This window comes from Burkholderia mycopellens (assembly GCF_964265025.1).
In the GTDB taxonomy this organism is placed as follows: domain Bacteria; phylum Pseudomonadota; class Gammaproteobacteria; order Burkholderiales; family Burkholderiaceae; genus Burkholderia.
This window is the reverse complement of record NZ_OZ183803.1, coordinates 2,271,017-2,289,892: the sequence shown is the minus strand read 5'-3', so window position 1 is coordinate 2,289,892 and position 18,876 is coordinate 2,271,017. Positions and strand designations below refer to the sequence as shown.

Here is an 18,876-nt window from a genome sequence, read left to right as displayed (position 1 = left end):
TCAACCCGGCTTGCGCGCCGGTTCGGCGGGCGCCGGCGGCCGGGCCGTCGGTTCGGGCGCATGGCCGTTGTCACCGTTGTCGCCATTGACGACAGGCCGCGATCCGTCCGCGTACGCGACGACGCTGCGCTGCGGATTGGCGATCCGGATGCCGCGTTCGCGGAATGTCTCCGCGATCCGCCGGTTGAATTCACGCTGCACGCTCCAGCGCGTCGAGTCCGTGCATTGCATCTGTCCGGCCAGCGCGAGCGCCGCGCCGTCGACCTGGTCGATACCCCAGTAGCTGAAGTCCGACAGGATGCCGTCGCGGTACTTCGGATCGTCGCGCAACGCGGCGCCGATCTCCTTCAGCGTCGCGACCGCGCGATCGATATCCTCGCCGTAGGCAATGCTGATCTTGACGGACGCGTTGCCGAGCCCGCGATTCGTATTGTTGACGGTCGTCACCGAGCTGAACGGGATCGTGTACAGCGACCCGTCGCCGGCGCGCAGCCGCACGGTGCGGATCGACAGGTACTCGACCGTGCCCGACACGCCGGCGAGCGTGACCCAGTCACCGACCTGCATCGCGTTTTCCATCAGCAGGAAGATCCCGGTGATGAAATCCTGCACGAGCTTCTGCGAGCCGAAGCCGAGCGCGACGCCGAAGATGCTGGCGCCGGCAAGCAGCGGGCCGACGTTCACGCCGAGCTGGCTGAGGCCCGTCAGCACGACGACGAGCGCGATCATCACGAACAGCAGCGAGCGCAGCATCGGCAGCAGCGTGCGCAGCCGCGCCGCGCGCACGAGATTGCCTTCGCGGGTCCATCGTTGCAGCCGGCGCTCGATCGCGATGTTCGCGGCTTCCCACACGATGAGCGCGACGATGGCCGCGATGGCGATCGTCACCAGCGCCGACGCGAGCCGGTGGCCGATCGTGCCGGTTTCGAACGCGCGGAAGATCGGCACACCCCAGATCTGCAGCAGCACCAGGACGGTCACGATGCCGATCGCGCCCGACACGATCTGGCGCAGCAGCGGGTAGTAGCGGTACGCGTGCGCGTGGACGAGCGTGCGGTCTTCGTCGCGGCCCTGGAACAGCCGCGCGAGCGCGCCGAACACGACGATCGACACCATCCGCATGCCGATCATCACGGCGATCGAGCGGCCGCCGAGCGTGATCAGCACGCGGTAGCCGTTGTGGACGTCGCGCGCCCACACGAACCACAGCGCCATCACGATGAATACCGACACGGGCGCCCATGCGTCCGCGAGCGCGTTGGCGATCATCGTGAAGGACGGACGGTCCTCGCCGGCTGAACGGATCCGTGCGGCGACCGGCTGGCGGCACCGCAGGATCAGTGCCGAAACCATCAGGTGTCCGACGAGCGCGACGGCTTTGAGCAGCGCGACGTGACCGGCGTCGCTGAGACCGAAGTTCGCGGCGATCTCGACAGCGGCCGTGCAGGCGCCGATCACGATCACGATCCGCGCGATCGAGCGTTGCGCGAAGCCGGCCCACGCGTCGCTGATATGCAGCAACCGCAATTGCCGCGCATCGGGCTGGAAGAACAGCCGGCTGACGATCGTGACGAGCCGGCAGATCACGTAGATGTCGATCAGTGCTTCGAGCGCGGATTCGATCGGCGTGTCCGTATCGCCGATCGCCGACATCGTCAGGCTCGCGACGCCGACGAACACGAGCAGCGGCACCGCACGCAATGCGAGGCTGACGAGCACGCGCGGCATCCGGTGCAGCAGTGTGGTGTGGCGGCGCGCGTGGCCGCGGCCTTCCGACGCTGCGGGCGCGGCATTGGGGGTGTTGGGAGCGTCGGGCGGGGCGGGGGTGCCCGGCGGGGCGTTGTCGTCGTCGGGCGCGGCGGAGTCGGATGTAACGGCGTCGGGGGCGGTGCGGCGCGACGTGCCGGCGCGCCGAGCGGCCACTGCGCCCAGCGCACGTCGCAACAGCCGCTTCGCGAACCATTCGACGAGGAGCGCGGGCACGAGCACGGCGATGATGATCCAGAGCGCGTGTGCAAGATTCGCGCGCTCGTCGGCGCGCACCAGCCTGTCATGCCACCAGCTTCCGACCGACCCGACATCGAGCAGCGAGTGCAGCGATTCCTTCAGCGCACCGCCGATTTCGGTGGCCCAGCGCGATCCCTGCCGGACGAGCATCGACGCGAGCCCATTCGACTTGAGCGCGGCCGGGGCCGCGGCGGCCGACGCGGCGCTGGCCGCAGCCGCATCGCTTGCCGCGACCGCAGGTGTGCTCAGTGCGCCGACGGCCGCGATCGCGCGCAGCGTCGTTTCGACCTGCGCGCGATCGCGTGGATTTTCGAGCACATTGAGTGCCTGCTGCGCCTGTTGCGGCGTCAGCGCGGGCGCGGTGCCGGACGCGGCAGACGCGGCGGCCGGGGCGGGAGCGGCCGCGTGCGCGGCCGAGACGACTGCGGCAAGCAGCCAGCCGAGGAGGAAATGTCGCATGAAGTAGGCATGCGGGCGCGCATCGGCGCGCGGCCCGCCGGGCTGAACGATGGACGGAAGTTAACATGATTGCGATCGGAACCGAATAGTTCCATCGACGATCATTCGAATCGCGCATGCCCGACGCGGCACGGGCGTTAGCGGCGCGTTTGCGCAGTCATGTGTCTGACGCCGATTGTAGGCAGCCGGATAAGTCGGGGCGTTTCGATTGCCGGCGTGTAATGCATTTGTAATGACGGCTTGTCAGCAGCGGTGGACGATGCACGCGTCGCGTCGAATTACTATGGAATCCTGCTGAATTGCGCTGGCTCGTCGTGAAAAGCCGGCAGGACGTGTTCCGCGATTTCTTCGATGACTTCGCGCACGGGCCGGTCCGAGCCTGGATTCAGCGTGACGTGGTGCGTGCCCGCCGCGCGCATGTCGCGCAGGATGTCCACCAAGGCGCGGCGTCCGGTTGCATGGCCGAGCGGCAAGGCGGTGGCCGGCGCGTCGGGATTCGCGACAAGGTCGAGCCGCATCGACACGCCGAACGCGCGAAAGGCGGGCGACGCGAGCCGCTCGACCGCCGCGCGCCACATCGAATGGCGGGCGCGCTGCGTGTCCGGATCGCGGTGATACGTCATCCAGCCGATCGAGTGCCGTGCGATCCAGTCGACGCTTTGCCCACCCGAGCCGACTGCCAGCATCGGCACCGCGTCGGCGCCGCGTGGCAGCAGCGTGAATTCGGGCGCATCGGGCGGCGCTTCGTCGGGCAGCACACGAGACGGCACACCGAGCGCGGCCGCGACGACCTCCCAGTGCGCGCGGTAGCGGTCGCGCCGCGTTTCCGCATCGACGCCGAACGCCGCATACTCGGGCGGCCGGTCGCCGGAGCCGAGCCCGAGGATGAAGCGCCCGTCCGACAGCGTCGCGACCGACAGCGCGCCCTTCGCGATATGCAGCGGATGACGCAGCGGCAGCACGATCGCGCCGCTGGCGAGCGAGATCCGGCGCGTGCGTGACGCCAGTGCGCCGAGCAGGACCCACGGGTCGAGGTGGCCGACCGGGTCGGGATAGTCGGCGCTGTTCAGCGGCACGTCGCGAATCCACAACGCGCGAAAGCCGAGCGTGTCGGCCAGTGCCGCGAGTTCGAGTTGTTCGTTGAAATCGGCGACGATTTGGCCGCTGCGAAGCAGCGGCAGCGTGAGGCCGATCGACAGCCGTCCGTCCGAAAAGACGCGATGCGCAACGTCGGGGCGGGCGGGCGTCGTCATGTCGAATCCTGGGAGGCAGTGCGGGGCATACGCAGGGCGATGCGTGTCTGAATGCTAGCGTGTTTGCACGACGGTTGCGCGGCACCGCATGCGCAGTGACCGATCGAGCGTGACCGGTTGACGTCGGAGCCGCGAGGGTCATGCAGGCAGCGGGCCGGGCATAATCGATGCCTTCCGTCATTGAAATCAACGAATCCGGATGAATGCGCTGCAACACAGGATGATCGGTCTAGCGGCGGGCGCAATGCTCTTCGCGGTTGCGTCCGGTACGCTCGCGGACGAGGCGGAGCGAGCCGCTATCTGCAAGACTGCCGAGGAGACAGGCTACACGGCCGACATCCGCAATTGCCTGCGGCTGAAATACGACGCGGCCGACAAACGGTTGAATACCGTCTACAAGACGAAGATGGCGAGCCTGGATGAGCAGGGCAAAGCGAGGTTGCGCAACGACGAGCGCCGCTGGCTCAAGGCACGGGATGCCGCTTGCGCCGAATCGCGGCAGCCCGATGCGGGCGGCACGCTCGGGCTCGTGGAGGTCGACAGTTGCTTCGTCGACGAAACCGAGCGCCGTGCCAAGGTGATCGAAGCCTTTCGTTGACGCGTGTCGAGGCGTCGCGCCGGCCGCTGCGTCAAGCCACCCCCAGCGTCATGCCTGGCAGTGTGAGGCCGAACCAGAAGCGCGACCCGGGGGAGTAGTCGGGATCGTTCTTGCGTTCGGTCCGGCGATCCGGATGCAGTCGGAACAACGTGCGGTCGTCGATATCCAGCCAGTCGTTTGCGTCAGGCATGCATCGAGTAGGGGGCTCCGGTCAGGTGGTGCGCGCTGCGCGAGGAACGTCAGGATGGGGCCGCGCGCCGCATTCGTGCGGCACTGTGGGGCGAACGCGCGCGGATGCAACACCGCACTACCCGCGCGGGGCGTGCCTGCACCGCGTGACGGCACGCCCGGTCGACGTTCGTCGATCCGGAAGGCGTTTCAGTTTCGAAACGTTCGCGCTTCTTGCCGGTGCGCGATTCGCGTCGATCGCACCCAATCCGCCCGCGCGGCCTTGCGGCGTGAAGCATGGTGCGCTCCTTGCATATCTGTGCAGGCCGTGAGCGCGGTCGCGGACGCAGTCGGTCCGGCGATCGCTTCAGTGGGTCGGACGTATCGGAGACGGGGACAAGAGAATGAAAACAGACCGAATCGCAACGTGTCGTGTTGCAAACATGAATCGCCGACCTGCCAGCGTATTCGCTTCGCCGTTGATCGAGGCGACGTGAGCGCGCGGCTTTCCGTTCCATCCGAGCAATCGGGTTTGATCTGAACGACGACGTGCAGATGTAACGCACGAGGCCGACTGGTGCCGGTCGGCCGTCGGGGATGAACCTCGAATGCCTGCGGATGGCCCGGCCCGGATCCCGGATCGTCAATGTGCCGCGCGCAACGCGAGTCGTCGTGCGGCGTATGCGTGTGCGTGCCGTGCATTGCGTCGGCACGACGGGGCCGAACCGGACCGCACCGGAAAGCCGGCAGCGCAACGATGCGTTCGGCATCGCGGAACATATGCAGTCCAGGGGAAGCATTCGCCGGCCACGGCAGGGCGGACGCCGCGAAATTGTGCTGTCAGTTGATCCACTACCCCGATGGATCAATTGTTGAAGCGCCCGTCCGCCACGTGGCGGATGGGCGTCTTTTTTTGTGCGCCGGTTTGCGACGCGAGCCCTCGGCCCGATCGCGCGGCGTTCTGTATCATGTGCTGGCGTGCCTGGCCGCCCGTGCGGGCGCACGGTGCTTGCCGGCGCGCCCGATCACGTGTTGCCAACATGAACGACAAAGCCCTGCACGACCCTTCAACCGCCGGCGTCGATCCGGCCGCGCTCGATGCGCTGCACACGTTCGTCGAGCGTCATCCGCGCCTGCTGGTCTTGACCGGCGCGGGCATCAGCACCGACTCCGGCATTCCCGGCTATCGCGACCGCAACGGCCAATGGATGCGCTCGCCGCCGATCCAGCTCCACGAATTCCTCGGCTCCGATGCCGCGCGGCGGCGCTATTGGGCGCGCAGCATGATCGGCTGGCCCGTCGTCGGCCGCGCGCAGCCGAACGGGTCGCACGTCGCGCTGGCGCGGCTCGGCAGTGCGGGGCGGATCGAGCGACTCGTCACGCAGAACGTCGACGGCCTGCACCAGCGCGCGGGCAGCGACGACGTCGTTGAACTGCACGGCGGAATCGACGGCGTCACGTGCCTCGGCTGCGGCGCGCATCATGCGCGCGCGACGATCCAGGTCATGCTCGAGGCCGACAATCCCGAATTGCTGGGCGCGCAGGCCGAGCCGGCCGCGGATGGCGACGCGCACCTCGAATGGGCCGCGCTCGACACGTTCCGCATCCCCGCGTGCCCCGCGTGCGGCGGGCTGCTGAAGCCGGCGGTCGTGTTCTTCGGCGAAAACGTGCCGCGCGAGCGCGTGGCGCTCGCGTCGCAGGCGCTCGACGCGGCCGATGCGCTGCTGGTCGTCGGCTCGTCGCTGATGGTGTACTCCGGCTACCGCTTCTGCGTGTGGGCGCAGGCACGGCACAAGCCGGTCGCCGCGCTCAATCTCGGCCATACGCGCGCCGATCCGATGCTGACGCTGAAGGTGGAGGCACGCTGCGCGCCCGCGCTCGACGCGCTGACTGCGCGGCTGGGCCTCACGGGCCGCGCACCGGAGCAGGCATCGTGAGCGGCCCGACCTCTACTCCCGATCCGTCCGCGCGGCTGTCGGCGCCGGCAGCCGAACGCAATCGCGGGCCGATCCTCGACGTCTTGCGCCGCGTGTTGCCGGCGAGCGGCCGCGTGCTCGAGATCGCGAGCGGCACGGGGCAGCATGCGGTCCACTTCGCGCAGGCGCTGCCGGGCCTGCACTGGCAGCCGAGCGATCCCGACGCGCAGGCGCGGCGCTCGATCGCCGCATGGGTGGCCCATGCGGGCCTCGCCAACGTTGCCGCGCCGCTCGCGTTCGACGTGCGCGACGCGTCCTGGCCGGTCGACGCGCTCGATGCAATCGTCTGCATCAACATGATTCACATCTCGCCATGGGCCTGCACCGACGCGCTGTTCGCAGGTGCGTCGCGCCTGCTGCGGCCGGGCGGCGTGCTGTTCCTTTACGGGCCGTATCGCCGCGAGGGTCGGCATACGGCGCCGTCGAACGAAGCCTTCGACCTGCAACTGCGCAGCCGCGACCCGTCGTGGGGCGTGCGCGATCTCGAGACCGTCGTCGCGCTCGGCCTCGATCGCGGGCTCGACTGCATCGAGGTGGTGGACATGCCGGCGAACAACCTGAGCGTCGTGTTCCGGCGGCTGCCGCACGCGGAGCAATGACACGCAAGCGCGCATCGCCGCCGGGTTTCCACTATCCTTTCGCCTGTGCGCGCGACCCGGTTCGGGTCGCGCCCCGTTTTTTCCGGAGAATTGACTAATGGGCAAACAAGCAATCGGTGTGATCGGGCTCGCGGTGATGGGCCGCAATCTCGCACTCAATATCGAGAGCCGCGGTTACGCGGTGTCGGTGTACAACCGCAGCCGCGAGAAAACCGACGAACTGATCGCCGAATTCCCCGGCCGCAATCTGGTGCCGACCTATACGCTCGAGGCGTTCGTCGCGTCGCTCGAAACGCCGCGCCGGATCCTGATGATGGTGAAGGCCGGTGAAGCGACCGACGCGACGATTGCGTCGCTCAAGCCGCTGCTCGAGAAGGGCGACGTGCTGATCGACGGCGGCAATACGCACTTCACCGACACGATCCGCCGCAACCAGGAGCTCGCGCAATCGGGCCTGCACTTCATCGGCACCGGCGTGTCGGGTGGCGAAGAGGGCGCGCTGCGCGGCCCGTCGATCATGCCCGGCGGCCAGCGTGACGCATACGACCTCGTCGAGCCGATCCTCAAGCAGATCGCCGCCAAGGCGCCGTCGGACGGCGAGCCGTGCGTCGCGTACATGGGCCCGGACGGCGCAGGCCATTACGTGAAGATGGTCCACAACGGCATCGAGTACGGCGACATGCAGTTGATCGCAGAAAGCTATGCGGTGCTGAAGGGCGTCGCGGGCCTGACCAACGACGAGCTCGGCGCGGTGTACACCGAGTGGAACCAGGGCGAACTCGACAGCTACCTGATCGAGATCACGTCGAAGATCTTCGGCAAGAAGGACGAGGAAACCGGCAAGCACCTCGTCGACGTGATCCTCGATCGCGCCGCGCAGAAGGGCACCGGCAAATGGACGAGCCAGAACGCGCTGGATCTCGGCGTGCCGCTGCCGCTCATCACCGAATCGGTGTTCGCGCGCGTGCTGTCGTCGCTGAAGACCGAACGCATCGCGGCCAGCAAGATCCTGTCGGGCCCGGTTGCCGTGCCGCTCGACGGCGATCGCGCCGCGTTCATCGAAGCGGTGCGTCGCGCGCTCTACTTGAGCAAGGTGATCTCGTACGCGCAGGGCTTCGCGCAACTGCGCACGGCGTCGGAAGAGTACGGCTGGAACCTCGATCTCGGGACGATCGCGAAGATCTTCCGCGCGGGCTGCATCATCCGCGCACGCTTCCTGCAGAAGATCACGGACGCGTACGCGAAGGATCCGGCGCTCGCGAACCTGCTGCTCGATCCGTACTTCAAGGACATCGCCGCGAATTACCAGGCGTCGCTGCGCGATGTCGTGGTTGCCGCGGTGAAGGCCGGCGTGCCGGTGCCGGCGTTCGCGTCGGCGGTCGCGTACTTCGACAGCTACCGCTCCGAGCGGCTGCCGGCGAACCTCGTGCAGGCGCAGCGAGATTTCTTCGGTGCGCACACGTTCGAGCGTACCGACAAGCCGGGCAGCTTCCACGCGAACTGGTCGTAACCGGCTGGCGGGGACAGCATTGTTGCGAAAATCTATTCTTTGAATAGGGTTTTTCTATCCCGGATGCCGACATTGTTGGCTCCGGGGAAACAGTGTTTTCGCTCTTTCATGGTTTTCCCTAGGCGACGCCGGGACTAAACTCTGTTCCATCGCTGCAGACATGGTGTGTGCGGCGGAGCAAAAAAATCCCGGAGGTAATCATGAAATCGCTGATCGCAACGTTCGCCGCAGCTGCCGTCCTCGCCGTTCCCGCTGTCTCGTTCGCCCAACAGAACGCGCCCGTCACCCGCGCACAGGTCAAGGCCGAACTGGCCGCCGTGCAACAGGCCGGCTACAAGCTGGGCAGCGACCGTACGAACTACCCGGAAAGCATCCAGGCTGCAGAAGCCCGCCTGAACCCGCAACAGAACGTCGCCGCTGCCGACACGACCGGCTACGGCGCGCAACCGGCTGCCGCGCAGGAATCCGGCGCGCCGGCCAAGGCCAAGACCGGCTGGCAAGTCAAGCGTATCGCTGACGACGCCCCGATCTACAAGGGTCGTTAATGGTGCGGCCGCATCGGCGGCCTGATCCGACCCTGGAAGTACAAACAGCCCGTCGTTCCGTCATGCGGAACGACGGGCTGTTTTCATTGGCGGCGCGCATATCGCGCCAACCGCTGGTTCAGTGCAGCGCGCGCCGGCCGCGCCCGATATCCCGGAACAGCGCTTCGGCCGGTTCCAGCACCTGCAGCCACGTTTCGTCGTAGCCGCTCAACGTGTCGAGCGCATCACGCAGCCGTTCGATCGCGAGGATCGGCAGCTCGACGCTGTGGCGCGTGGCGCCGGTCAAATGCGCGACGCTCGCCAGCTGGACGAGCGCATCGGCCGCCTCGGCGACGTCGGTCGCGAACAGCAGGTGCCGGTTGAGCAATTCGACCAGGCCGCTGGAACCGGAGAAGTCATCGGCGTTGAGCTGCACGGAAAGAAACGTCGCGTTGTTCATTGTCATGCTCCTCGTTGTCGTTGGGTCGCGCAGTGCATCACCGAGTATAGGTGGCGATCGAAGGGGAGAATGTGACGGGACCGATACTGCTCGCGAGGGCGGCACGGCAGGCGAAAGATCCGCCGCAGGCCCGCCCGGCGGCCCGCGCGGCGCGGCTTGCAGGCCGCCGCGATGATGGTGTGACGCCGCAAGATTGTTGCCGGATCGGGCAACTGACGCGGCCTTGACCGCCACAAATGGTATCTTTGCCGGCTGGGACGACGCGAAAAAGGGGCCGGCGAGCTCATTCGCGCCAACGTCCCGCTGTGGAAACTGACGGCCGCGAGAGCGGTCGGATACTGATTGGTCCGGCCGTTCGGCCGGACATCGTGCGTCGCGCGCCGGGGGGCGGTGGGCGGCGCAACGACGCAAATCCGGGAGGACCCTTGAGAGAAACTATTCCCATCCACGATGCGCTGACGCGCTGGCTGCCGCAGGCGGCGCTCGTTGCCGCAGCCATCGCGCTGACGGGCTGCACGATGACGCCGTGGACCGACAACTGGCAGCCGGCGCGCCAGCCGGCACCCACGTCGGCCGCGACGCCGGGCGTGATCGCCGGCTATTACCGCGTGAATCCGGGCGATACGCTCGCGAGCGTCGCGAACGCCTACGGGCAGCGCATCCAGGACGTGGCCAGCTGGAACCACATGGCACCGACCGATGCCGTGTATCCCGGCCAGGTGCTGCGCGTCGCGCCGCCGCCTGCCGCGACGTCGTTTGGGCAGCCGCCCGCGGCGGCCGCACAGCCGGGCTCGCTCGCATGGCCGGCCACCGGTGTCGTGGCGACGCCGTTCTCGGCCGGCAAGACGCGCGGCATCGTGATCGTCGCATCCGGGCCCGACCATTCGGTGCGGGCCGCGGCGGCCGGGCGCGTGGTGTACGCCGGGTCCGGTGTCAAGGCCTACGGCCCGCTCGTGATCCTGAAGCATGAGAACGGGCTCATCACGGCCTACGGACACAACGGCAAGCTGCTCGTCAACGAAGGCGATGCGGTGCGCCAGGGCCAGCCGGTCGCCGAAATGGGCACCGACGCGAGCGGCCGCTCGACGTTCGAGTTCGAAGTCCGCCAGAACGGCAAGGTCGTCGATCCGATGAACTTCCTGCCGCGCAACGGCGGCTGACGACCCGCGTCACCCCGTGTGCGCCGGGCGGCGCACACGTTCCCGCCGTCATCCCTTCCTGAGCGTCACCGCACCCGACTGTCTCGCGTGATTGCCGAGCCAGCGTATGCCGAGTGCGAGCGCCGTCGCCCCAATCGCGATCAGCGAGCACTGGATCGCAACCGGCAGGTAGCCGTGCGGCCGCGGATCGACGAACGGGTAGGGGTACCAGTTCTCCAGCGCGCCACGCACCAGCGTATAGCCGAGATAGACGATCGGGAAAGCGAGCCACGCGAACGCGCTGCGCCGGGGAATCGGCAGGCGCGGCTCCACGTACAGCCAGTCGCACAGCATGACGAGCGGCACGATCCGGTGCAGCACCCAGTTGTTGAACGCCGGCGTGATGTGGCGCAGTGCATCGAGCCGCGCGAGCAGGAGTTCGTAGACGATCGCGGTGATCAGGACGTACAGCACCGCGGCGCCGCGCATCGATTCGTAGCGGGCCGAGCCGGGGCGTGCGATGTGCCACAGCCCGGTGGCGAGCATTGCGGCCGCATAGAGGCCGCTCAGTTGCGTGAAGTAGCTGAGGTAGTTGCCGAGATGAAAGCCCGGCAGGTGCCAGTAGTTGGCGATGCTGCGCAGCGTGGTGGATACCGCGAGCAACGCGGCGATCAGCCGATAGGCCGCAACGAAGAACGCCTTGCTCATGATGCCCGCGCACCGTCGCACCAAAGCTACATCGTGCCACAGCCGTCCGCACGCGCGATGCGGATTTTCCCATATGAAGCCCCGCGCGGCGCGCATGGGCAATTCGTCGGATATTTGCCGCGTCGTGCAAAACCGGGCGCCCGTACGGCTACAATCGGGGCAGTTTTGCCGGGCGCAGGCCGGTGGCTGCATGCGTCCATCCCCGCATACGACACGAGACGAAGCATGAGAAACATCCTCGCGAAACAGACGCGCTACAGCTCGCCCGCGATCTTCTTCCACTGGGCCGTCTTCCTGCTGGTGGCGCTGGCCTATCTGGCCATCGAGATCCGTGGGCCGAAAGGCAGCGACAGCCGGGTGTTCTGGATGAACGTGCATCTCACCGCGGGCACGCTCGTGCTCGTGCTGTCGGTGCTGCGCGTGCTGTGGCGGGCCGTCAGCCGTGTTCCGGATGCCATTCCGCAAGCGGCGCTGCTGCGCTGGCTCTCGAAGCTCGCGCATGTCGCGCTCTACGTATTCATCATCGCGCAGCCGCTGCTCGGCATCATGATGATCAACCTGGGCGGCAAGCCGGTGTCGCTCGACTGGCTCGGCCTGTCGTTCACGCTGTTCGGCCCCGACAAGGCGCTGCGGCCGACGATCAAGGAAGCGCACGAACTGATCGGCAACGCGTTCTACTTCGTGATCGGCCTGCACGCGCTGGCCGCGCTCTACCATCATTTCATCCGGCGCGACGACGTGCTGCGGCGCATGGCACCCTGAACGGCACGTTCCGGAAACCTGCAGCAGGCGAGGGCGCATGGTTGTGTTGACAACCATGCGCCCTCGGTTCGTTTACCGGCATCCGCACTGGCCATCGCGTTAAACATTCTGTAACATCTCGGCTGTTTTTACATTCCGCTTACTCGTTGCCGAGCATGCTGCACCGACATCGTCACCTGACCGCCTGGCTTGGCGTGCTCGCGATCTGGTTCGCGATCGCGGCGCCACTGGTGTCGCAGTGGCGCGTCGCGCAGGCTGCCGTGCCTGACGCGATCGTCTGCAGTACGGAGCATGGCGCGCATCAGTCCCCCGATGCGGGCCGCAGGCACGATCATGCGCTGCATCTCGATGCGTGCGGCTACTGCGGTTTCTTCGCGCACAGCCCCGCGATCGGCGGGCCGGCCGCCGCGGCACTCGCTTCCGTTCCCTTCGTTTCCGTTTCCGCCGCCGCGCCGCCCGCCGTCGCGGCGCGTGCCGACCGCTATCCGCGCGCGTACCCGCGCGCCCCGCCCGAGCGCGCCTGACGCGCTGTTTCCGTTCTTTTCACCGCCGATATCCGTGCGGCCCGTCGAGGCCGCGTGGAGGGCGTTACTCGGGCTTTCGATCATGACCATTTTCCAGTTGCGTGCGCCGCGGGCGTCACGCAATGCCTGTGTGCGGCACATGCCGCGCGTGCTGAAACTTACCGTTCCCGCGCTCGCTGTCGGTGCATTGGCCGCGAGCGCCGCGGCCGCCGAAACGGCGCCCACACCCGGCGCGCCGACCGAGGACACGGCCGCGCCGCTGCCGGCCATCGAAGTCGTCGCATCGCCGCTGTCGACGCCGCTCGTCGTCGTCACGGATCCGAAGACGCCGCGCCAGCCGCTGCCCGCCAGCGACGGCGCGGATTACCTGAAAACCATCCCCGGTTTCACGTCGATCCGCAGCGGCGGCACCAACGGCGACCTCGTGCTGCGCGGGATGTTCGGCTCGCGGCTGAACATCCTGGCGAACGGGATGTCGACGCTCGGCGCATGTCCGGGCCGGATGGATGCGCCGACGTCGTATATCGCACCGGAAAGCTATGACAAGGTCACCGTCGTGAAGGGCCCGCAGACCGTGCTGTACGGTCCCGGCGCGTCGGCCGGCACCGTGATGTTCGAGCGCGTGACGCCGCGCTTCGACAAGCCCGGCATGCGCTTCGCGGGCAGCCTGGTCGGCGGGTCGTTCGGCCGCAACGACCAGAACATCGACGTGACGGCCGGCACGCCGGACGTCTATGGCCGAGTGACCGCGAACCACGCACATTCGCAGGACTACAAGGACGGCAACGGCAACACCGTGCCGTCGCAGTGGGACAAGTGGAACGCCGATGCGGCGCTCGGCTGGACACCGGACGACCACACACGCGTCGAGCTGACCGCCGGCACCGGCGACGGCTATGCGCGCTACGCGGGGCGCGGGATGGACGGCGCGCATTTCCGCCGGGAAACGTTCGGCCTGTCGTTCGACAAGAAGCATCTCGGCGACGTGCTCGACCGGATCGAGGCCCGTGTGTACTACAACGAAGCCGATCACGTGATGGACAACTACACGTTGCGGCAACCGGACCCGACCAGCAGCATGCCGATGCGGATGGCGTCGGAAGTGCGGCGTCGCACGTTCGGCGCGCGCGCGGCCGCGACGTTTCGTTTTGCCGACGACTTCAAGCTCGTGACGGGTGTCGACGCGCAATCGAACCGGCTCGACTCGCGTTCGGCGATGGGACGGCAGAACTACGGCGACAAGCCGTGGGACGCGCAGGCGACGATGTGGAACGCGGGCGTGTTCGGCGAACTGACGTGGTACGCGAGCGAAGTGTCGCGCGTGATCGGCGGCGCGCGCATCGACTATGCGAGCGCGCGCGACAAGCGCGCGACGACGAGCGGCATGATGATGAGCAAGCCGAATCCGACCTTCGACGACGATCGCACGCGCGTATTGCCGAGCGGCTTCGTCCGCTACGAGCGCGATCTCGCGTCGCTGCCCGTCACATGGTACGCGGGCGTCGGCCATACGGAGCGCTACCCCGACTACTGGGAGCTGTTTTCCGCGAAGCGCGGGCCGGCCGGCTCGATCAACGCGTTCTCGGCGGTACAGCCGGAGAAGACCACGCAGCTCGATATCGGTGCGCAATACAAGAGCGATCGGCTCGATGCATGGGTGTCGGCGTACGCGGGCTACGTGCAGGACTTCATCCTGTTCAACTACGCGGCCGGCATGATGGGCCCGACCACGCAGGCAACCAACGTCAACGCGCAGATCATGGGCGGCGAAGCGGGCGTGTCGTGGAAACCGGTTTCGCCGCTGCGCGTCGAGACGTCGCTCGCGTATGCGTGGGGGCGCAACGCCGCAACCGGCGATCCGTTGCCGCAGATGCCGCCGCTCGAGGCGCGCATCGGGCTCGAATACACGCGTGGTGCGTGGTCGGCAGGGGGGCTGTGGCGCATCGTTGCGCCGCAGCATCGCTATGCCCTGAACGAGGGCAACGTGGTCGGCAAGGACTTCGGCCCGAGCGCCGGATTCGGTGTGCTCTCGCTGCATACGCAATACAACGTCAGCAAGCGCGTGCAGATCTCGGTCGGCGTCGACAACGTGCTGAACAAGGCCTACACCGAGCACCTGAACCTCGCCGGCAACGCGGGCTTCGGCTATCCGGCGAACTCGCCGGTGATGGAGCCGGGCCGGACCGCATGGGTGCGCGTGAGCGCGAAGCTGTAACGCATCGCACGTGTGCGTTGCAGCATGCGTGCCCATGAACGCGGCCCCGCCCGAACGGGCGGGGCGCGTCAACCGATTAGAGAACCGTATCTAGTCAGGGCGCAAACGTTGGCGACTCGTGATTCACTCCCGCATTCGATGCACACGGTGGTCGCGACGTTTGCGACGCATAGTGCGTGTCGATCCGGCTTCATTCGCACCGGCAGCACAATAATCAGGAGAACATGCATGGCCAAAACGATGCGTTCCAGGGTGGTGGCAGGGGCAGTGGCATGCGCGATGAGCATCGCGCCGTTCGCGGGGACGACCGCGGTGATGACGCTCGCGACGACGCACGCGGCGACGGCGGCGACCGCGCCCGCCGACGGCTACGCGGCGACGCGTTATCCGATCATCCTCGTGCACGGGCTCTCGGGTACCGACAAGTACGCCGGCGTGCTCGAGTATTGGTATGGCATCCAGGAAGACCTGCAACAGAACGGTGCGACCGTCTACGTCGCGAACTTGTCTGGATTCCAGAGCGACGACGGCCCGAACGGGCGCGGCGAACAGTTGCTCGCTTACGTGAAGACGGTGCTCGCGGCGACGGGCGCAACCAAGGTCAATCTCGTTGGCCACAGCCAGGGGGGCCTCACGTCGCGCTACGTCGCGGCCGTCGCACCCGATCTCGTCGCGTCGGTGACGACGATCGGCACGCCGCATCGCGGCTCCGAGTTCGCCGACTTCGTGCAGAGCGTGCTTGCATACGATCCGACCGGGCTTTCATCATCGGTGATCGCCGCGTTCGTCAATGTGTTCGGCATCCTGACGAGCAGCAGCCACAACACGAACCAGGACGCGCTCGCCGCGCTGCAGACGCTGACCACCGCACGGGCCGCCACCTACAACCAGAATTACCCCAGTGCGGGCCTGGGTGCGCCGGGCAGTTGCCAGACCGGCGCGCCGACGGAAACCGTCGGCGGCAACACGCATCTGCTGTACTCGTGGGCCGGCACGGCGATCCAGCCGACGCTTTCGCTGTTGGGCGTCACGGGAGCGACCGACACGAGCGTCCTTCCTGTCGTCGATCCGGCGAACGCGCTCGACGCGTCGACGCTCGCGCTGTTCGGCACGGGCACGGTGATGATCAACCGCGGCTCCGGGCAAAATGACGGGCTCGTGTCGAAGTGCAGTGCGCTGTACGGCAAGGTGCTGAGCACGAGCTACAAGTGGAACCACCTCGACGAGATCAACCAGCTGCTCGGCGTGCGCGGCGCGTATGCGGAAGATCCGGTCGCGGTGATCCGCACGCATGCGAACCGGCTGAAGCTGGCGGGCGTGTAATCGATGACGGCACGTGAGGGACGCGCGCCGCTGGCGCGGCGCGCCATGGTCTATGGTGTCGTGGGGCTGGCGGCGATTGCCGGCGTGGCGATGTGGAGCGGCGCGGGCTGGCATCGCGGGACGGGCGCTGCCGGCGATGCGCCGGATGCGCCGGCGGCAGGCGGACTGGCTGCCGCGCCGCCGCAGGCCGCCGTGCCGGCAAGCGCGGGTCTGCCGCCGTCACTCGCCGGCTCCAGCGCGCCGCGGTTGCCGCTCGATGCCGGCGGCCATCTCGCGAAGTCGCGCGCGGTGCGCGATTTCTTCGACTACTGTCTGACCGCGCAGAGCGACCTGAGCGCGACCGCGCTCGATGCGTTCGTCGTGCGCGAGATTGCCGCGCAACTCGACGGCACGGTTGCGCAGGCCGAGGCGCTCGACGTATGGCACCGCTATCGCGCGTATCGCGACGCACTTGCGAAGCTGCGCGATGCCGGCGCGGTCGACAAGTCCGACCTGGGCGCGCTGCAGCTCGCGCTCGACCAGCGCGCGTCGATCGCCTACCGCACGCTCGGCGAGTGGGCCCAGCCGTTCTTCGGTGCGGAGCAGTGGCGGCAGCGCTACGACCTCGCGCGGCTGAAGATCACGCAGGATTCCACGCTGACGGATGCGCAGAAGGCCGAGCGGCTCGCGGCGCTCGAACAGCAGATGCCGGCTGACGAACGCGCCGCGCAGCAGCGCATCGACCAGCAGCGTGCGGCGATCGACCAGATCGCGCAATTGCAGAAGAGCGGGGCGGCGCCCGACGCGATGCGCGCGCAACTGACCCAGACGCTTGGCCCGGAAGCCGCCGCACGCGTCGCGCAGATGCAGCAGGACGATGCATCGTGGCAGAGCCGCTACGCGGACTATGCCGCGCAACGTGCGCAGATCGAGTCGGCGGGCCTGTCTCCGCAGGATCGCGATGCGCAGATCGCCGCGCTGCGGCAGCGCGTGTTCACGAAGCCCGGCGAAGCCGTGCGCGCGGCATCGCTCGATCGCGGGGCGGGCGGCGCGCGGTAATGTGGCAGGCGCGGGCGGCGTGGCGAATGAACGCCGCTATGCCGCGCGCGTGAGGTCCCGAGGCAGGTGTTGCTCGATGGTATTCGCGAGCGTGTCGAACGCGGGCCCGATGCTTTCGTGCGCGACGCACGCATAGCCGAGCAGCAGGCCGCGCCGCGCGGTGTCGAGGCTGCTGTAGTAGCTGGTGAGCGGGCGCACGATCACGCCGGCATCGAACGCGCTCTGCGTGACCGCGCGATCGTCGCAGGCGTCGGGCAGGCCGAGCACGAGATGCAGGCCGGCCTCGTCGCCCATCACGGGCAGCGCCTCGCCGAAGCGCGCGCGGATCGCGTCGATCATCAGTTGCCGGCGCTCGCCGTACAGCGTGCGCATCCGCCTGACGTGCGAGGTCAGGTGGCCGTCCATGATGAATTCGGCGAGCACGGCCTGCTGCATCAGCTGGCCCTCGCGGTACAGCTCCGATAAGCCGGTGCGGAACGTGTCGACCAGATGCTCGGGCACGACCATGTAGCCCATCCGCAGCCCCGGGAACAGCATCTTGCCGAGGCTGCCGACGTAGATCACGCGGCCGCCGTCGTCGAGCCCTTGCAGCGATGCGAGCGGGCGGCTGCCGTAGCGGAACTCGCTGTCGTAGTCGTCCTCGATGATCCAGCAGCGGTGCTGGCGCGCGTATTCGAGCAGCATCCGGCGTCGTGCGAGGCTCATCACCATGCCGAGCGGGTACTGATGCGACGGCGTGACGAGCACGAGCCGCGGCGGATGCTGCATGTCGCTGGCGCGCGGGTCGAGCCCTTCCTGGTCGACCGGCACCGGCGTCAGCGTGAGACCGGCCGCCTGCAATACGCTGCGCACGCCCCAGTAGCACGGCTCCTCGACCCACGCGCGATCGCCGATGTCGGACAGCAGCCGCACCGCGAGGTCGATCGACTGGTGGATGCCCGTCGTGATGATGAGCTGGTCCGGCGAGCATTTGACCGAGCGCGCGACGCGCAGGTAATCGGCGAGCGCGCGCCGCAACGGCCGGTAGCCGCCGCCCGGCGCGTAGGTCAGCAGCTCGGGGTTCGCTTCCTTCCACAGCCGTGCCTGCAGGCGGCTCCACGTCCGGCTCGGGAATTCCGACACGTCCGGCACGCCCGGCATGAACGCGCCCCACTGGCGCCGCGACACGCCCGCGTGCTCGATCAGCTGCCGGCCGCGCATCGACAGGCCGCCCTGCGCGCCCGGCTGCGGCGGTTCATCGGCGCTCGACGGCGGCGGCGCGGCGCCCGGCACGTGGATCGCGGCGGCGTCCGGCCGTGTGTCGGCCACATAGGTGCCGCTGCCGGTGGTCGTGAGCACGTAGCCTTCGGCCGTCAGCTGGTCGTACACGTGCAGCACGGTATTGCGCGCGATCGACAGGTCGGCCGCGAGCGTGCGTGAACTCGGCAGCTTGGTGCCTGGCCCCAATTCCCCGGTCAGGATGGCCTGCTGCATCAACTGCAGCAACTGCCGGTACATCGGCTCGGGCGAGCTACGGTCGAGGCGGCCGGAGAGCCAGTCGGCGACGATCACGGTGTCCAAAGTGGTCCCACGCGGAATATTGAAATGGTTCCCTATTGTAGAACCGTGCGCGC

General features: G+C 67.9%; 17 protein-coding genes. 11 read left to right on the top strand and 6 right to left on the bottom strand.

Annotated features, from left to right (window positions below):
* Positions 1-2,466 (bottom strand): mechanosensitive ion channel domain-containing protein, encoded by a 2,466-nt coding sequence (locus ACPTTC_RS28510; RefSeq protein ID WP_423394867.1) that lies wholly within the window; start codon positions 2,464-2,466, stop codon positions 1-3.
* A 281-nt stretch (positions 2,467-2,747) separates the two neighbouring features.
* On the bottom strand, positions 2,748-3,719 hold the full coding sequence (locus tag ACPTTC_RS28505) for an LLM class oxidoreductase (protein ID WP_423394866.1): 972 nt from the start codon (positions 3,717-3,719) through the stop codon (positions 2,748-2,750).
* Positions 3,720-3,918: 199 nt separating this feature from the next.
* Here ACPTTC_RS28505 and ACPTTC_RS28500 point away from each other — a divergent pair, with 199 nt between their 5' ends.
* Complete coding sequence (locus tag ACPTTC_RS28500) at positions 3,919-4,317, top strand: lysozyme inhibitor LprI family protein (RefSeq protein ID WP_423394865.1); 399 nt, start codon at positions 3,919-3,921, stop codon at positions 4,315-4,317.
* Positions 4,318-4,348: 31 nt separating this feature from the next.
* On the opposite strand, the gene ACPTTC_RS28495 is transcribed toward ACPTTC_RS28500, so the two are convergent.
* The gene (locus ACPTTC_RS28495; RefSeq protein ID WP_423394864.1) at positions 4,349-4,507 is read right to left on the bottom strand and encodes a hypothetical protein; all 159 of its coding nucleotides are present in this window, start codon (positions 4,505-4,507) and stop codon (positions 4,349-4,351) included.
* A gap of 1,018 nt (positions 4,508-5,525) precedes the next feature.
* Here ACPTTC_RS28495 and ACPTTC_RS28490 point away from each other — a divergent pair.
* The 4 genes from ACPTTC_RS28490 to ACPTTC_RS28475 all read left to right on the top strand — a co-directional run bounded on the left by ACPTTC_RS28490 (position 5,526) and on the right by ACPTTC_RS28475 (position 9,115).
* The gene (locus tag ACPTTC_RS28490) at positions 5,526-6,422 is read left to right on the top strand and encodes an NAD-dependent protein deacetylase (RefSeq protein ID WP_423394863.1); all 897 of its coding nucleotides are present in this window, start codon (positions 5,526-5,528) and stop codon (positions 6,420-6,422) included.
* Positions 6,419-7,060, top strand: coding sequence for a DUF938 domain-containing protein (locus tag ACPTTC_RS28485; protein ID WP_423394862.1), 642 nt, complete (start codon positions 6,419-6,421; stop codon positions 7,058-7,060). The genes ACPTTC_RS28490 and ACPTTC_RS28485 overlap by 4 nt, the downstream gene beginning before the upstream one ends.
* Before the next feature lie 97 nt (positions 7,061-7,157).
* Positions 7,158-8,570, top strand: a complete 1,413-nt coding sequence (gene gndA / locus ACPTTC_RS28480; protein ID WP_423394861.1) for an NADP-dependent phosphogluconate dehydrogenase — start codon at positions 7,158-7,160, stop codon at positions 8,568-8,570.
* Between the two features lie 200 nt (positions 8,571-8,770).
* Positions 8,771-9,115 carry a DUF4148 domain-containing protein gene (locus ACPTTC_RS28475; RefSeq protein ID WP_175955091.1) on the top strand — a complete coding sequence of 115 codons (345 nt, stop codon included), beginning with the start codon at positions 8,771-8,773 and terminating at the stop codon, positions 9,113-9,115.
* Between the two features lie 118 nt (positions 9,116-9,233).
* On the opposite strand, the gene ACPTTC_RS28470 is transcribed toward ACPTTC_RS28475, so the two are convergent.
* Positions 9,234-9,554, bottom strand: coding sequence for a hypothetical protein (locus ACPTTC_RS28470; protein ID WP_175955093.1), 321 nt, complete (start codon positions 9,552-9,554; stop codon positions 9,234-9,236).
* A 425-nt stretch (positions 9,555-9,979) separates the two neighbouring features.
* On the opposite strand from ACPTTC_RS28470, the gene ACPTTC_RS28465 reads away from it, so the two are divergent.
* Positions 9,980-10,714, top strand: coding sequence for a peptidoglycan DD-metalloendopeptidase family protein (locus ACPTTC_RS28465; RefSeq protein ID WP_423394860.1), 735 nt, complete (start codon positions 9,980-9,982; stop codon positions 10,712-10,714).
* 48 nt (positions 10,715-10,762) lie between these two features.
* On the opposite strand, the gene ACPTTC_RS28460 is transcribed toward ACPTTC_RS28465, so the two are convergent.
* Positions 10,763-11,401: a Pr6Pr family membrane protein gene (locus ACPTTC_RS28460; RefSeq protein WP_423394859.1), complete on the bottom strand. Its 639-nt coding sequence runs from the start codon at positions 11,399-11,401 to the stop codon at positions 10,763-10,765.
* 225 nt (positions 11,402-11,626) lie between these two features.
* Here ACPTTC_RS28460 and ACPTTC_RS28455 point away from each other — a divergent pair, with 225 nt between their 5' ends.
* The 5 genes from ACPTTC_RS28455 to ACPTTC_RS28435 all read left to right on the top strand — a co-directional run bounded on the left by ACPTTC_RS28455 (position 11,627) and on the right by ACPTTC_RS28435 (position 17,263).
* Complete coding sequence (locus ACPTTC_RS28455; RefSeq protein ID WP_423394858.1) at positions 11,627-12,163, top strand: cytochrome b; 537 nt, start codon at positions 11,627-11,629, stop codon at positions 12,161-12,163.
* A gap of 155 nt (positions 12,164-12,318) precedes the next feature.
* Positions 12,319-12,687, top strand: coding sequence for a DUF2946 domain-containing protein (locus ACPTTC_RS28450; protein ID WP_423394857.1), 369 nt, complete (start codon positions 12,319-12,321; stop codon positions 12,685-12,687).
* 82 nt (positions 12,688-12,769) lie between these two features.
* Entirely contained in the window at positions 12,770-14,902 is a 2,133-nt protein-coding gene (locus ACPTTC_RS28445) for a TonB-dependent copper receptor (RefSeq protein WP_423394856.1), read from the top strand.
* A 228-nt stretch (positions 14,903-15,130) separates the two neighbouring features.
* A complete protein-coding gene (locus ACPTTC_RS28440; protein ID WP_423394855.1) occupies positions 15,131-16,225 on the top strand; it encodes an esterase/lipase family protein in 1,095 nt (364 codons plus the stop codon).
* 3 nt (positions 16,226-16,228) lie between these two features.
* Positions 16,229-17,263 (top strand): lipase secretion chaperone, encoded by a 1,035-nt coding sequence (locus ACPTTC_RS28435; RefSeq protein ID WP_423394854.1) that lies wholly within the window; start codon positions 16,229-16,231, stop codon positions 17,261-17,263.
* Positions 17,264-17,299: 36 nt separating this feature from the next.
* Here ACPTTC_RS28435 and ACPTTC_RS28430 read toward each other — a convergent pair whose 3' ends face one another.
* Positions 17,300-18,823 (bottom strand): PLP-dependent aminotransferase family protein, encoded by a 1,524-nt coding sequence (locus ACPTTC_RS28430; RefSeq protein WP_423394853.1) that lies wholly within the window; start codon positions 18,821-18,823, stop codon positions 17,300-17,302.
* Positions 18,824-18,876: the final 53 nt, after the last annotated feature.

Coding starts and splice junctions, on each gene's coding strand:
- ACPTTC_RS28435 (WP_423394854.1), top strand. CDS start 16,229: ATGACGGCACGTGAGGGACGCGCGCCGCTGGCGCGGCGCGCCATGGTC.
- ACPTTC_RS28470 (WP_175955093.1), bottom strand. CDS start 9,554: ATGAACAACGCGACGTTTCTTTCCGTGCAGCTCAACGCCGATGACTTC.
- ACPTTC_RS28445 (WP_423394856.1), top strand. CDS start 12,770: ATGACCATTTTCCAGTTGCGTGCGCCGCGGGCGTCACGCAATGCCTGT.
- ACPTTC_RS28440 (WP_423394855.1), top strand. CDS start 15,131: ATGGCCAAAACGATGCGTTCCAGGGTGGTGGCAGGGGCAGTGGCATGC.
- ACPTTC_RS28505 (WP_423394866.1), bottom strand. CDS start 3,719: ATGACGACGCCCGCCCGCCCCGACGTTGCGCATCGCGTCTTTTCGGAC.
- ACPTTC_RS28490 (WP_423394863.1), top strand. CDS start 5,526: ATGAACGACAAAGCCCTGCACGACCCTTCAACCGCCGGCGTCGATCCG.
- ACPTTC_RS28455 (WP_423394858.1), top strand. CDS start 11,627: ATGAGAAACATCCTCGCGAAACAGACGCGCTACAGCTCGCCCGCGATC.
- ACPTTC_RS28475 (WP_175955091.1), top strand. CDS start 8,771: ATGAAATCGCTGATCGCAACGTTCGCCGCAGCTGCCGTCCTCGCCGTT.
- ACPTTC_RS28460 (WP_423394859.1), bottom strand. CDS start 11,401: ATGAGCAAGGCGTTCTTCGTTGCGGCCTATCGGCTGATCGCCGCGTTG.
- ACPTTC_RS28495 (WP_423394864.1), bottom strand. CDS start 4,507: ATGCCTGACGCAAACGACTGGCTGGATATCGACGACCGCACGTTGTTC.
- ACPTTC_RS28510 (WP_423394867.1), bottom strand. CDS start 2,466: ATGCGACATTTCCTCCTCGGCTGGCTGCTTGCCGCAGTCGTCTCGGCC.
- ACPTTC_RS28500 (WP_423394865.1), top strand. CDS start 3,919: ATGAATGCGCTGCAACACAGGATGATCGGTCTAGCGGCGGGCGCAATG.
- gndA (WP_423394861.1), top strand. CDS start 7,158: ATGGGCAAACAAGCAATCGGTGTGATCGGGCTCGCGGTGATGGGCCGC.
- ACPTTC_RS28450 (WP_423394857.1), top strand. CDS start 12,319: ATGCTGCACCGACATCGTCACCTGACCGCCTGGCTTGGCGTGCTCGCG.